Annotated in this window: 15 protein-coding genes and 1 riboswitch; of the genes, 12 read left to right on the top strand and 3 right to left on the bottom strand. The window is 51.9% G+C overall.

The features are described from left to right. The first annotated feature begins 97 nt into the window (after nt 1–97). The 4 genes from ATL17_RS16870 to ATL17_RS05050 all read left to right on the top strand — a co-directional run bounded on the left by ATL17_RS16870 (nt 98) and on the right by ATL17_RS05050 (nt 3076). The gene (locus ATL17_RS16870) at nt 98–265 is read left to right on the top strand and encodes a hypothetical protein (RefSeq protein WP_166638899.1); all 168 of its coding nucleotides are present in this window, start codon (nt 98–100) and stop codon (nt 263–265) included. A 71-nt stretch (nt 266–336) separates the two neighbouring features. Next, complete coding sequence (locus tag ATL17_RS05060) at nt 337–1248, top strand: polysaccharide deacetylase family protein (RefSeq protein WP_133571668.1); 912 nt, start codon at nt 337–339, stop codon at nt 1246–1248. Between the two features lie 41 nt (nt 1249–1289). Then, nucleotides 1290–1571: a P-loop NTPase family protein gene (locus ATL17_RS05055; RefSeq protein ID WP_133571667.1), complete on the top strand. Its 282-nt coding sequence runs from the start codon at nt 1290–1292 to the stop codon at nt 1569–1571. 221 nt (nt 1572–1792) lie between these two features. Beyond that, nucleotides 1793–3076, top strand: a complete 1284-nt coding sequence (locus ATL17_RS05050) for an MFS transporter (RefSeq protein ID WP_166638898.1) — start codon at nt 1793–1795, stop codon at nt 3074–3076. Here ATL17_RS05050 and ATL17_RS05045 read toward each other — a convergent pair. Further along, nucleotides 3073–3729, bottom strand: a complete 657-nt coding sequence (locus ATL17_RS05045) for an RluA family pseudouridine synthase (RefSeq protein WP_133571665.1) — start codon at nt 3727–3729, stop codon at nt 3073–3075. The genes ATL17_RS05050 and ATL17_RS05045 overlap by 4 nt on opposite strands. Nucleotides 3730–3741: 12 nt before the next feature. Continuing rightward, on the bottom strand, nt 3742–4311 hold the full coding sequence (locus ATL17_RS05040) for a gamma-glutamylcyclotransferase family protein (protein WP_133571664.1): 570 nt from the start codon (nt 4309–4311) through the stop codon (nt 3742–3744). Nucleotides 4312–4428: 117 nt separating this feature from the next. On the opposite strand from ATL17_RS05040, the gene ATL17_RS05035 reads away from it, so the two are divergent. The 8 genes from ATL17_RS05035 (at nt 4429) to ATL17_RS05000 (ending at nt 11557) form a co-directional block, all read left to right on the top strand. After that, the gene (locus tag ATL17_RS05035; RefSeq protein WP_133571663.1) at nt 4429–5286 is read left to right on the top strand and encodes an AraC family transcriptional regulator; all 858 of its coding nucleotides are present in this window, start codon (nt 4429–4431) and stop codon (nt 5284–5286) included. A gap of 2 nt (nt 5287–5288) precedes the next feature. After that, on the top strand, nt 5289–5927 hold the full coding sequence (locus ATL17_RS05030) for a GyrI-like domain-containing protein (protein ID WP_208111113.1): 639 nt from the start codon (nt 5289–5291) through the stop codon (nt 5925–5927). A gap of 81 nt (nt 5928–6008) precedes the next feature. After that, a riboswitch (FMN riboswitch) is annotated at nt 6009–6160 on the top strand. A gap of 118 nt (nt 6161–6278) precedes the next feature. Further along, a complete protein-coding gene (gene ribD, locus ATL17_RS05025) occupies nt 6279–7310 on the top strand; it encodes a bifunctional diaminohydroxyphosphoribosylaminopyrimidine deaminase/5-amino-6-(5-phosphoribosylamino)uracil reductase RibD (protein WP_133571662.1) in 1032 nt (343 codons plus the stop codon). Further along, complete coding sequence (locus tag ATL17_RS05020) at nt 7291–7899, top strand: riboflavin synthase (protein ID WP_133571661.1); 609 nt, start codon at nt 7291–7293, stop codon at nt 7897–7899. The genes ribD and ATL17_RS05020 overlap by 20 nt, the downstream gene beginning before the upstream one ends. Further along, nucleotides 7875–9092, top strand: a complete 1218-nt coding sequence (gene ribB, locus ATL17_RS05015) for a 3,4-dihydroxy-2-butanone-4-phosphate synthase (protein WP_133571660.1) — start codon at nt 7875–7877, stop codon at nt 9090–9092. The genes ATL17_RS05020 and ribB overlap by 25 nt, the downstream gene beginning before the upstream one ends. Nucleotide 9093: 1 nt before the next feature. Continuing rightward, entirely contained in the window at nt 9094–9579 is a 486-nt protein-coding gene (ribH, locus tag ATL17_RS05010; RefSeq protein ID WP_133571659.1) for a 6,7-dimethyl-8-ribityllumazine synthase, read from the top strand. Nucleotides 9580–9733: 154 nt separating this feature from the next. Continuing rightward, the gene (locus ATL17_RS05005) at nt 9734–11002 is read left to right on the top strand and encodes an MFS transporter (RefSeq protein WP_166638897.1); all 1269 of its coding nucleotides are present in this window, start codon (nt 9734–9736) and stop codon (nt 11000–11002) included. A 27-nt stretch (nt 11003–11029) separates the two neighbouring features. Next, nucleotides 11030–11557 (top strand): RNA methyltransferase, encoded by a 528-nt coding sequence (locus ATL17_RS05000; RefSeq protein WP_133571657.1) that lies wholly within the window; start codon nt 11030–11032, stop codon nt 11555–11557. Between the two features lie 33 nt (nt 11558–11590). On the opposite strand, the gene ATL17_RS04995 is transcribed toward ATL17_RS05000, so the two are convergent. Then, a complete protein-coding gene (locus ATL17_RS04995; RefSeq protein WP_133571656.1) occupies nt 11591–12616 on the bottom strand; it encodes a dipeptidase in 1026 nt (341 codons plus the stop codon). Nucleotides 12617–12673: the final 57 nt, after the last annotated feature.

The raw sequence follows: 12673 nt of genomic DNA, 5'->3' as shown, positions 1-12673 counted from the left end.
AATTTTTTTACTTTGTTATATCAGCCCATGTTGATCGAAGTTGACGACATTTTTCCCTAGACCTATTTTTTTGAAATTCGACGACGAGGCCATCGAAATGGAACATAATAGTCTGCTTGACGCGTTAGCGCGCGTTGAGAAGCAAATCATATACACGCCTTCTGGCGACCAAATGTATGTGATTGAGCGGCGTGCCTTTGAAAAACTCATGGCAGCCATTGAATCGAACGACGTAGTTGTGATGAGCGAAACCGTTCAAATCTAAATTAAACGCAACGCAAAATTAACCATAACCCAACTAAAAATTATGTGATTTCATGATTTTGGGTTCGAGTGATGGTTCAGTTGCGTGGTGTAGTGATTGGTTTGGCAGTGCTTGCCATGCTGGGTGGATGTGCAAAGCCACCAAAAAATGGACCGACAACAAGTCGCTCCGCTTATACTCAAGAAATGCCCGCAAAAGCCGACGAAAAAGAGCAAGTTGCGCGCGCACTGTTGACCGGCAATTCTGATCCGAAAGTGGATCCCGTAAGAACGGCGTCTATAGCGCCGCACCTTGAATTGCGGAGGAGCGGTCAAGCCCTTGAGGGGCGCACCCTTTCTGTTTCAATGCAAAAGGATATCCAACTGGCCAAAGGCGAGTTTGTGTTGACTTTTGATGATGGTCCGCGCCCAGGCAAAACCGAGAAAATCCTCGATATTCTTGATGAGCATGACGTCAAAGCCATGTTTTTGATGTTAGGCCGTTCAGCGCAGTCTCACCCGGGTTTGGTGCGTGAAGTGGCCAAGCGCGGACACACTGTTGGCTTGCACACGCACTCGCATGGCGATCTAACCAAACTGAACGTTGCTGCAGCGTTGGCAGAGATTGAACGCGGCCAGCGGCCAGTTGTGGCAGCCTTGTCGCCAATTCATAAGGCGCCTGCGCCGTTTTTCCGGTTTCCTTATCTGGCGCAAAATGCCCAGCTCCGCACAGCGGTCACCAATTCAGGTTATGTGATCATGGATGTGGGCGTGGATTCCAAAGATTATTTTAGCGATAGCGCTGACCAGGTGCGCGAGCGTACATTGGCGCGCATGGCCAAAGCGGGGCGAGGCATCGTGCTTTTCCACGATATTCATCATCGCACCGTGAAAATGCTGCCGCAATTGCTCAAAGATATGGAAGCGCGGGGCTATAAAGTGGTCAATCTGGTGCCGCAGGATCAGCCACGCTTTAAATCCGTGGTTCAACTTGCCAACAAATAGGCGATGGTTTAAACCCGCCTCCTTTTCTGGGGGAGGGGTTGATGCAACGTATCGCGATTTTAGGGTGTTCCGGTTCAGGTAAATCCACCTTGGCGCGCAAGCTTGGTGCCGCGCTTGATCTGCCAGTGGTTCATATGGATCAGCATTATTTCTCACCCGGTTGGGTGGAGCCAGATCATGATGATTGGCGTACCACCGTTGCCACCCTTTGTGCTGAAGATAAATGGGTGATGGATGGGAATTACAGCAAAACCCATGATATTCGTTTGCCTCGTGCCGATCTGATCATCTTTCTTGATTTTCCCACATGGCTTTGCGCTTGACGCGTGCTCAAACGGTATTGGACATATAAAGGGCAGACGCGGCCAGATCTGGCGCCGGGGTGCTCTGAAAAGCTTGACCTCCAATTTCTAAACTATGTGCTGACCTTTCGTCGCAAACGCGCGCCGAAAATTAAGGACAAGCTTTTTCACCTTGATAAATCTGTGCGCATACTGTCTCATCCAAGTGAAATGAATAAATTACTCAAAGAATTTTCCGCCTAGTGCTGATAAATCGAAATTTTGCAAAACTTTGGTTCGCCGCGGGTGCCTCTAATCTGGCTGACGGCGTTGCGCTTGTTGCCTTCCCGTGGATCGCATCTTTATTGACAAGGGACCCGTTGCTTATTGCTTTGGTTGCCGTGTTCTTGCGTAGCCCTTGGTTTTTCTTTTCACTGCCCGCTGGGGTGATCACAGATCGGTTTGATCGTCGCAAAATAATGATCGGCATGGATTTGGTTCGGTTTCTTGTCACCGGGCTACTCGCGGCCATCTTTGTGCAATATGGCCCGATGCAAGCGATTGGCGAGGACAGCACAAACTGGTTTCTGTTGCTGTCGCTATACATCGCTTCATTGGTTTTGGGCATTTGCGAAGTACTGCGCGATAATGCAGGCCAGACCATTTTGCCCAGCATTGTCGTGCGTGAACAGTTGGAGGCGGCAAATGGGCGATTTTCGGCCGTGGAGATGGTGCTTAACGGGCTGGCTGGCCCGCCATTGGCAGGCTTTCTTATCGCCGTTGCGATTTTCATGCCGCTGGCCACCAATGCTTTGGCGTTCCTCTTTGCTGCTTTCATGATGCTTTGGATTTCTGTGCCGGTGCGTCAGCCCAAAACAAACGGTGCGTCAACTCACTTTATGACTGAATTGAAAGAGGGGATTGGCTGGCTTTGGCGATTCCCGTTGCTGCGCGATCTGGCGTTTATTCTTGGCGGGGTAAACGCTGCTTTTATGATGGGCTTTGCCATTTATGTGCTGTTTGCGCAGGAAGTGTTGATGCTCGACGCTGCCGGATATGGTTTGTTGCTCACTGCGGGCGCGTTGGGCGGCGTAGTTGGCAGTTTTGCCGTGCCTTGGTTGGGCAAATGGCTGCGCATGCGTCATATGTTGCTTGTGGCCATGGCCTTGATGATGCTCGAGAATTTGGCAGTTGGTTTTGCCAGCAGCTTTTGGTTTGCGTGGCTGGTTATCTTTGTTGGCGGCATTGGTACTGTCGGTTGGAACATTCACACAGTTTCGTTCAGGCAACGTGTTATCCCTGATGCCTTGTTGGGTCGTGTGAATGCCGTCTATCGATTCTTTGGTTGGGGCATGATGCCTATCGGCACGCTGCTGGGTGGCTTTGTTGTGCAATGGTTTGAACCAGTGTTGGGCCGCGAATGGGCTTTGCGCAGTGCATTTCTGGTTGCAGCAATCATCTGCCTCTTGCTTTTGTTTTATGCCCTCACAAGGCTAACAGAAGAGAAGATTGTGGCCGCTGAAATGCGGGCCGATCGAGTTGCCTAAAACGGCACTCCGCTTTCAAAGCTAATGCGTTCGCCGCCGTTTGGGTGATGCACTTCCAAAAAGCGGGCATGTAAGCAAAGGCGGTCATGGGCTGCTTGTACGAAAAGCGGTGCATAAAAATTATCGCCCAAAATGGGATGGCCGAGTGCGAGCAGATGCACCCGCAATTGGTGAGAGCGGCCGGTGATTGGAAATAGGTCAAATCTACTGGTGCGCTCGTTGCGTTCTAAAACTTCATAACGCGTTTGCGCGGATTTGCCCTTATCAAAGTCAATCAATTGAAGCGGGCGGTTCGGCCAATCGCAACGTAGGGGAAGGTCGATTAATCCTTCATCTTTTTCCGCGTTGCCCCAAGCCAGCGCTTGATAAATTTTGCTGGTGTGTCGGCGTTCAAATTGCAGCCCGATATGGCGGTGGGCATTGGCATTTTTCGCCAAAATCACAATGCCCGAGGTGTCCATATCCAGCCGATGGATTATCCGCGCCTCATCGCAATATTGCTTCGCACGATATTCTAGGCAGTCCCACAGATGTTCCGCTTTGCCTGGCACGGTGAGCAGGCCAGAAGGCTTATCAACCACCAGCAAATCATCGTCCTCGAATATGATCTTCAAAGGGTCTTTCGGCGGTTGATAATCGAGAGGTGGACGCATGGATGCTGTGCCTTAGGCACTTTCAGCCGTCAGCAAGTGATCAAAACCACTCTTTTTAAGCAGCATTTCTGCTTCCAGCTTGCCGGGGCGCTGTGGGTCCGGATCGGGCATATGGTCGAAGCTGGCCAAATGGTCCTGATGGGATTTTGGTAGATCATTCTGAATTGCGCCAGAAATGCAAAGCGCCCAATACCATGTGTAGGGTTTTGGGGGAGTTGGATCTGGATCAGCAATATAGGTTACCGTTTGAAATTGTTGGCCCTGATCCGTTTGCACCATGAAATTTGCATCGCGAATATAGGTGGTTGGCAAGGTGAGGTGAATGCCTTCAATCCGATCTAGGATTGTGGCTTCTTCCATGTGCATTTCATAAACCACACCGTAAACCCGATCACTTTCATTGTTGGTTTTGAAAATGGTACCTTTTCCTGAACCACCATGATCATCGTGACCAATCTTGCCGAAGTTGACATTATAGCCGGGTGCAAAAGCGGTTGCTACGGGCTGGGCGGTGGGGCACCTATTTTGCAGCCGCTCATTTAGAAGGTTTGAGCCATATGCAAAATAGAAATAAGTCGACATGTGTATTCCCTCTGGTCGAAAGTGCCGCGCGTTGAGCCAAATTTCAAAGTGCGCAAGATTTATCAAGTGCGTTTGTGCTTGCTTGTAACCCGAGCCAGTCAAAAGGAAAAGATCAGAATGCAAATGAGCCAACAGCAGCTAAGCTATCGTAAGCGGATCGATCGGGTGGTCAATTATATTTATGATCATTTGGACGAGCCGATTGATTTGCAGCTTCTGGCCGATGTGGCGTGTATGTCGCCATATCATTGGCATCGGGTTTATCGCGCGATTCAGGGCGAAACCATCGCGGCCACGGTGAAGCGGTTGCGATTGCATCGCGCTGCGGGGCAATTGGCACAAAGCAAAATCTCAATTGAGGAGATTTCTGAACGGTCGGGCTATTCCAGCTTGGCTGCCTTTTCTCGGGCTTTCACGCAAACTTATGGCCAGCCGCCAGCGCAATATCGCCGTGCAGGTGCGCATGTGAAATTGCAAGCGGCTATTGAACAGGGAGAAGGGCATTTGTACCCAGTAGAAATCAAAACGATTGAGCCAATGACTATGATTGGCCTGCCGCATCAGGGCAGCTATATGCACATTGGGCGCGCGTTTGATCTTGTGTTTGGCTGGGTGGGGCAGGCAGGCTTGCTGCCGCGTCTCAACCACTCCATGGCAACATATTATGATGATCCGGATAGTGTGCCGGAGCCGGAGCTGCGCTCGTTCGCAGGGGCAGTTTTTGATGGCGATGTTGAAATGCCGGATCATTTTGAGAAACGCACCATTGAAGGTGGGCGCTATGCGGTGCTGCATTATCGCGGTGCCTATGCGGAGATGCCGGATGCTTATCGGTGGCTTTATGGCACATGGCTGAACAATCAAGGGGTTGAGCTGCGCGATGCGCCTTGCGTGGAGGATTATCTCAACAATCCGCGCGAAGTGGCCCCTGCCGATTTGCTGACGGATATTTACATGCCGTTGGCGGAGGATTGATCGTGGAAAAACTCGACTTTAAGAAAAGCGACAAGGCCTTTTATTCCGGCAAGGCTGGACGTATTGATCGGCTGGATGTGCCGCCCATGAAATATTTGATGATTGATGGGGAAGGTGGCCCGGTGGGGGAGAGCTATCCGCCCTCCCTGGCTGCGCTTTATGGGTTGAGCTATGGCCTCAAATTTCTGTCCAAAACCGAGTTTGAAAAAGACTTTGTGGTGGGGCCATTGCAAGGGCTTTGGTGGGCAGAAGATATGGATACCTTTATCACCCGCCAAAAAGATCAATGGTTATGGACCATGATGATCCGCCAACCCGATTGGCTGACCGAAGATCATTTGGAGCAGGTGCGGGCGCAAACCATTGCGAAAAATGCCAAAAAGAAAGAGCCACCAACCAGCGAAACATTGCTGCGCAAGGTGCGGCTTGAAACCTATCATGAGGGCGATTGTGTGCAGGTTTTGCATGTGGGTTCTTATGATGATGAGGGCCCAATTTTGCACAAAATGCATCATGAATTTATTCCCGAACACGGGTTGAAGATGCATTTGAAACATCACGAGATTTATCTGAATGATCCCCGGCGTGTGGCGCCAGAGAAGCTAAAAACCGTTTTGCGCCAGCCTGTTACCTCCGCTTAGATTGTTCGACTAAAGCGCTAAATCTGTTGTCTTTACGTTTGTTAAGAAATGGCGTAGGTTCTTCGCCATTGGCCGCAGTGCGGCTGTTCTCGGGGCGGGGTGAAATTCCCCACCGGCGGTAATTGGAGAAATCCATCAGCCCGCGAGCGCCTTTTGGCTCCTGCCAGAAGGGTCTAGCAGATCCGGTGTAATTCCGGAGCCGACGGTTAAAGTCCGGATGTGAGAGAACAAAGACAGGCAACGCCCGTAATGGGTGATTGCGCCTATTGTCTTAGCGGACGTGCGCCTTGGCGCATGCCGTTCGTGTCGTCTGGCACGTGTTTCGCCCTTCTATGAATTTGAGGTGGGCGAATGGATTTAGAACCAATCGTTAAATCGACATCAGAACTTACGCCTATTGGGCAGGCGTTTCGCTATGCTCTGAATGCTGCGCGGCTTTTTGAGGGTGCAACTGCGCCCAATCCGCCAGTGGGCTGCGCTTTGCTGGATGCGGATGGGGGCATCTTGTCTATCGGTGCGCATCAGGCAGCGGGTGGTCCACATGCAGAGCGTGCCGCGCTTGCGGAGTTGCCGCCGGGGGTGAAACCCCACACCGCTGTCGTCACGTTAGAGCCGTGCGCTCATTTTGGTCGTACACCGCCTTGTGTTGATGGGTTGATTGACGCTGGTGTGCAAGAGGTTTGGATCGGCGCGAAAGATTCAAATCCACGCGTTGTTGGCGGCGGTGCCGGCAAACTGCGCGAGGCAGGCATCGAGGTGTACTTTCTCTCAGACATTCACGAGAGTTGGGCGCAGGAGTTTCACTTGGATTGCCAGCGTTTGATCGCGCCGTTCTTGCATTACGCGCGTACGCAAATGCCCTTTGTTACCTTGAAAGTGGCGGAGGATGCTCAAGGCAGTATGATCCCACCTGCTGGCGAGAAAACGTTCACGCGGCCATCTTCCCTTAAATTTGCCCACAAGCTGCGCCGCCGTGCGGATGCAGTCATTACAGGCTCGGGCACCGTGCTGGCTGACGATCCGCATTTCACTGTTCGGCGTGTTGAAGATTTTGAAGGTAAGCGCCGCCCATTGGTCATTCTTGATCGGCGCGGGCGTGTTGACCAAGCCTATCTGGCCGCTGCACGCAGTCGAGGTTTTTTGCCTATGATTTCGACAGACTTGAAGACAGCCCTCGCGGAGCTGGGCAAGCGTGGATGCATGGAAGTGTTGGTGGAAGCCGGGCCGAGTTTGGCCGCAGCTTGCCGCGATCAGAATCTTGTTCATTTGGACATCACCATTCAGCGGCAACCAGACGCGGACGTGATCTGCGCCACCTATGCCGATGCCGCATTGAATGGCGAAACACATAATGGAGACGCGGATGTTTTCGGGAATCATTGATCGGCTCGGCAAGGTCAAAGCCGTGCGCGATGAGGATGGTGCGCGTATATTCGATATCGATACGAGTTATGACGATTTGGCCTTGGGCGAAAGCGTTGCCGTAAACGGCGTGTGCCTCACCGTGGTCACGTTTGATGCAGCTGGCTTGGCTGAGTTTTACGTCAGCCCTGAAAGTTTGGCCCGCACGTCACTAGGCGCGTTGCAAGATGGCGACTTGATCAATTTGGAGCGCGCGGTTGCGCTGGAAACAAAGCTTTCTGGCCATTTGGTGCAAGGTCATGTGGATGGCATCGCCACTCTGTCGTCTGTTGAAGAGAAGGCAGGTGCGCATCTTATTGAGCTAGAGTTGCCGCAATCCTTGGGTCGATATTGTGTTGAGAAGGGCTCCATCTCGCTGGACGGGATCAGCCTCACCATCAATACGCTTGAAGATCATGCGGATGGCACACGGATCGGGTTGACCATTATTCCCCACACATGGACCCACACCAACCTGCAATCTCGGCAGGTGGGTGATCAAATCCATGTGGAAAATGATGTTATTGCAAAATATGTGGAGCGGCTATGTCACGGTTACAACGCGCAGTAGAGCATTTGAAAAATGGCGGCATGATCGTTTTAACTGACGATGAAGACCGCGAAAATGAAGGCGATTTGGTGGTGGCTGCAGAGTTTGCCACGCCGGAAACCATTCGATTTATGGCCAAAGAAGGTTGTGGCCTAATCTGCCTGCCCATGCTTGGGGAGCAAATCGACAAGTTGGGCTTGCCGCCGATGGTCAAGCAAAACCGCGCTAATCGCTCCACGGCTTTCACCGTGTCGATCGAAGCGCGTGAAGGTATCACCACGGGCATTTCCGCTTATGATCGGTCGCAAACTATTTTGACGGCGATTAAGCCGGGCGTGCTGCCTGGCGAGATCGTTTCGCCGGGCCATGTGTTCCCACTGCGGGCGGCTGATGGCGGGTGTCGTGTGCGCAACGGCCACACCGAAGCGTCAGTGGATTTGATGCAATTGGCGGGCCTTACCCCTGCAGCTGTCATCTGCGAAGTGATGGGTGATGATGGGCATATGGCAAAGGGCGAAGAGCTTGAGAATTTTGCGCAACGCCATGAGTTGCCAATGCTTTCCATCGCTGAACTTGTTGCCCATTTGGGTGGCCCCGCGCGCAGCGAAAAGCGATTGGTGTCGCGTGTAGCCGAAAGCCAGTTGCCCACCCACCATGCAGCAAATGATTTTGAAATCGTCGCCTATCGTGAGGTCAGCAGTGGCGAGGAACATGTGGCGCTGCTTAGCCAGCCTTTGGGTGATAACCCCTTGGTGCGGGTGCATTCGGAATGTTTGACGGGCGATGCTTTCGGCTCCAAACGATGCGATTGCGGACCACAATTGCAAGCGGCAATGGCAGAAATTGATGCCCATCCCGATGGTGGTGTGGTGGTCTATCTCCGCGGCCATGAGGGGCGAGGCATTGGTCTTGGCAACAAGGTCCGCGCCTATCAGTTGCAAGATAAAGGCATGGACACGGTCGACGCCAACCGGGCGCTTGGTTTGCCCGTTGATGCGCGTCAATTTGATATTGCAGCGGCCATTTTGAAAGATTTGGGTCTCAACAAGATCAGCCTGTTGTCGAACAATCCAGCCAAAGCAAAAGCGCTAGAAAATATGGGTATTGGATTGAATGAGGTGCGCCCCTTGCAAGTTGGCGAAACCGCGCAAAATGCGGCCTATCTTTCCACCAAGCGCGAAAAACTAAATCACAATCTACCGGAACAGTTCTAATATGAATGATCAAATTAAAAGCCGTGGCAAAACCACTATTATTGACAATGCACGTGTGGCGATTGTGGTGAGCCAGTTTAACCCCAAAGTCACGCATGGTTTGTTGGATGGGGCACGCCTAGAATTGCAGGAAGCAGGCCTGCAACTCGCGACTGAAGATGTTTTTGAAGCGCCCGGCGCGTTTGAAATGCCGCTGATCGCGAAGAAGCTTGCCAAGTCTGGTCGCTATGATGGCGTGGTTTGCTTGGGCTGTGTGATCAAAGGTGACACTGCGCATTTCGAGTTTATCTCGTTGGGTGCCACGATGGGCATTATGGAGGCGAGTTTGGAAACTGAAGTGCCGATTTGTTTCGGTATTTTGACCACTTACACCCAAGAGCAAGCCGTGGTGCGTAGCTCTGATGATGCGGAAAATAAGGGGCGGGAAGCGGTGGCCGCATGTCTTGGTTCACTTGCAACTTTGCAGCATATTGAGCAACTTGCCTAATCTTTCTCTGCCCCGATTGGTCCGTTCCGTTGGGGCAGAGATTTGCTAACCGTCAAGATCATACTTTTGTACTAAACGGTAATTATCTTTGAATTTCGGGTTGAACCGAATTTGGTTTTCTCTATCTATAAGAATATTGATGGGAGAGGGCTTAATGAAATTACCTAAGAATAAGCACATGCGGCGTATACTGGCCGCGCAATTACCAGCGGACTTTGCCGATTGGCTGGATTATGTGGCGATCATATCTCTGTTCACCTATGCGTGGCAGGTTGATCCAGTTTATTTCGCTTGGTTTATCGTTGCCCTCACATTGCCCTATGTTTTCATTGGTCCATTTTCCGGCGCATTGGTGGATCGGCTGGATATTCGCACGGTGATGGTGCTGTCCAATTTGGGGCGGGCGATCACCACATTTGCGCTGGCCTTTGCTGGTCAGCCGGAAATCATGCTGGCGCTGGTCGCCTTCCGGGGCGTGGTGGATAGCTTCTTTTCTCCAGCGAAACAGGTGGCCATTCAAGCACTGTCCGAACGTGACGAGCTGATGTCCACCAATGGTTTCAGCCACATCATAAATCAGATGTCGAAAGTGGCGGGACCAGCGGTTGGCGGTGCGCTTTTGCTGATCATCAGTCCGCAAATGGTGTTCGTGGTCAATGGGGTCATTTCCTTGTGTGCGGTTTTGATTTTGATGACGTTGCCACGCAACATTCGCGAAGTGAAAAAGCTGGAAGATGGAGAGGCGAAAAAATCCATGTTTGCTGAGGCGGGAGAGGGCTTCAAAGTGGTGCTGGCTAAGCCAGCGCTTTGGGTCACAATTGGCTTGGGCGCGATGGGCTTTTTTGCGATTTTCTTGCACGACACTCTGATCGGCCCGATGACGCGCGAGCTTGGGTTTGGTGAGAATATTCTTGGTTTATCTATTGCCGCAGTGGGCGCAGGTGGTGTTGCGGGCGCGCTCACCATTGGCAGCATCAAAAAGCAAATTCACCCTTATTTGATCATTGGCCCTGCCATGATGATCGTGGCGTTGTTCACCGCAGGCTTGGGGCTGATCGCCATCAATGGCTGGTCTATCCCATATTATGCCTTTGTTGCCGCGTTCTTTACCGTGGGTGTTATTGGGGCGGGCACTTTTGTGCCATTGCGCACCGTGCTTCAGCTTGAAACCCCACCTGATAAGATGGGCCGGGTGACTGCTGTCAATGAAATGACCAGCATTGTTGCCATGCTCGGCGCGCCTTTTATAGGGGCAACTTTGGCCGCCATTTATGAATTGGGCGTGCCATTTATTGCTGGCGGCGCCTTGGCATTTGTCATTGGCATTATTGCGCTGATCCTTATCCGGTTTGTGAAATTTAGTTCACCAACGGAAGTGGAAGAGGAAACGGCTGATCTTCCCAACGCGGAAGAAAGCGTTTAAACCCCTTTTCAAATTGAAAGGGGCATTATGCGTGGATATTTTGCGATAGGCGCGGAGAAGATCTCCAAGGTCAAAAATTTTGGCAATTTGGCGCGCACCGGGCATGGGTTCGGGGCGAGCTTTTGTTTCACTGTTGCGTCGCGTTTGCAGCACGATGATATGGTGTCGGACACGTCAAATTCGCTCACCAATATGCCCTATTATGCATGGGACAAGCCGCAAGACATCACCTTGCCGGATAGGTGCCAATTGGTCGGCATTGAGTTGACTGATGATGCAATTGAATTGCCCAGTTTTCGCCATCCGACCCAGGCGGCCTATATTTTAGGGCCAGAGCGGGCATCCTTGTCGCCTGAGATTATGGATATGTGCGATCATATCATCAAAATCCCCACCAGTTTTTGCCTGAATGTGGCTACGGCGGGGGCCATTGTTATGTATGACCGCATTGCAACGCTTGGTCGCTTTGCGCCCCGGCCGGTGCGCGTGGGTGGACCAGTGGAGCCTAAGCCCATTCACATTCAAGGCGCACAAAAAAGGCGCACGCCCATTTAAGGGGTGCGCCTTCGAAAAGCGATGAAGGGGCGATTATTCGCCCCAAGTTTCGCGCAACACGCGGAACCAGTTTTTATGGGTAATCTTGTCCATTTCCTCTTGGCTAAATCCGCTCGCGCTTAGCGCGTTGACAAGATTTGGCAATTTGGCGGTGCTGTCCACTTCTGTTGGCACGCCGGTGCCATCATAGTCTGACCCAAGGCCCACATGATCAATGCCCATCTTGTCGACCATATAGCGCACTTGGTCCACCATGGTGGATAGAGGGACGCCGCTGTCGGCCACGCCTTTTGGGTTGAGGAAAATCGTGCCGAAGTTCAGGCCGGCGATGCCGCCGCTTTCCTTAATCGCATCAAGCTGCGTGTCCAGCAAGTTGCGGGTAGATTGGCACAAGGCGTGGGCGTTTGAATGGCTGGCGATCAATGGCTTGTCGCTGTGCTTGGCCACGTCCCAAAAGCCTTTTTCATTGATGTGGCTCAGATCAATCGCGATGCCGAGTTTATTACAGGCCTTCACCAGTTCAACGCCTGCTTCTTTTAAGCCTGGACCCGTATCTGGTGAAGCTGGAAACTTGAATGGCACGCCATAAGCGAAGTCGTTCTCGCGGCTCCACACTGGGCCAAGTGAGCGCAAGCCTTCTTTATATAGATTTTCCAAATTAGACAGATCGGGCATCACCGCTTCTGCACCTTCAATGTGCAGCACGGGTGCCATTTGGTTGCTGGCGAATGCATCCTCAATCTCGTCTACGCTTTTGCAGATTTTCACCTGCCCGTCAGACGCTTCTTGAATGTCGCGCAGCAAGCGGATCATCTTGTTGGTTTCGCCAATGGCATAAGTTTGGCTTGGGGCCTTTTCGTATGTTTTGCCATCTTCTGGTGGAATGAACATGGCGAACAGCCCGCCCGCAAAGCCACCTTGCTGTGCAGATTGCAGATCGATGTGCTGGCCGTCACGTGGGGTGAAAAAGCCTTTCACCGGGTCAGCTTTGCACTCGTCCAGCAATTTGAGCAAAATATCATTATGGCCATCAAAAATCTTTTGCGGCTGATCAGTCATATATATCCCCTAATCGAAATTTCTTGATTGCGAACCGAACGGCGCATTTTGAGACTG

This window comes from Maritalea mobilis, assembly GCF_004363175.1.
In the GTDB taxonomy this organism is placed as follows: domain Bacteria; phylum Pseudomonadota; class Alphaproteobacteria; order Rhizobiales; family Devosiaceae; genus Maritalea; species Maritalea mobilis.
The sequence above is the reverse complement of the archived record's forward strand: the minus strand, read 5'-3'. Positions and strand labels throughout refer to the sequence as shown.

What these genes read in the sequence shown, in the direction of transcription:
- ATL17_RS05035 (WP_133571663.1), top strand. Translation starts at nt 4,429, where the DNA reads ATGCAAATGAGCCAACAGCAGCTAAGCTATCGTAAGCGGATCGATCGG.
- ribB (WP_133571660.1), top strand. Translation starts at nt 7,875, where the DNA reads ATGTCACGGTTACAACGCGCAGTAGAGCATTTGAAAAATGGCGGCATG.
- ATL17_RS05055 (WP_133571667.1), top strand. Translation starts at nt 1,290, where the DNA reads ATGCAACGTATCGCGATTTTAGGGTGTTCCGGTTCAGGTAAATCCACC.
- ATL17_RS05040 (WP_133571664.1), bottom strand. Translation starts at nt 4,311, where the DNA reads ATGTCGACTTATTTCTATTTTGCATATGGCTCAAACCTTCTAAATGAG.
- ATL17_RS05020 (WP_133571661.1), top strand. Translation starts at nt 7,291, where the DNA reads ATGTTTTCGGGAATCATTGATCGGCTCGGCAAGGTCAAAGCCGTGCGC.
- ribH (WP_133571659.1), top strand. Translation starts at nt 9,094, where the DNA reads ATGAATGATCAAATTAAAAGCCGTGGCAAAACCACTATTATTGACAAT.
- ATL17_RS04995 (WP_133571656.1), bottom strand. Translation starts at nt 12,616, where the DNA reads ATGACTGATCAGCCGCAAAAGATTTTTGATGGCCATAATGATATTTTG.
- ribD (WP_133571662.1), top strand. Translation starts at nt 6,279, where the DNA reads ATGGATTTAGAACCAATCGTTAAATCGACATCAGAACTTACGCCTATT.
- ATL17_RS05045 (WP_133571665.1), bottom strand. Translation starts at nt 3,729, where the DNA reads ATGCGTCCACCTCTCGATTATCAACCGCCGAAAGACCCTTTGAAGATC.
- ATL17_RS05060 (WP_133571668.1), top strand. Translation starts at nt 337, where the DNA reads ATGGTTCAGTTGCGTGGTGTAGTGATTGGTTTGGCAGTGCTTGCCATG.
- ATL17_RS05005 (WP_166638897.1), top strand. Translation starts at nt 9,734, where the DNA reads ATGAAATTACCTAAGAATAAGCACATGCGGCGTATACTGGCCGCGCAA.
- ATL17_RS16870 (WP_166638899.1), top strand. Translation starts at nt 98, where the DNA reads ATGGAACATAATAGTCTGCTTGACGCGTTAGCGCGCGTTGAGAAGCAA.
- ATL17_RS05000 (WP_133571657.1), top strand. Translation starts at nt 11,030, where the DNA reads ATGCGTGGATATTTTGCGATAGGCGCGGAGAAGATCTCCAAGGTCAAA.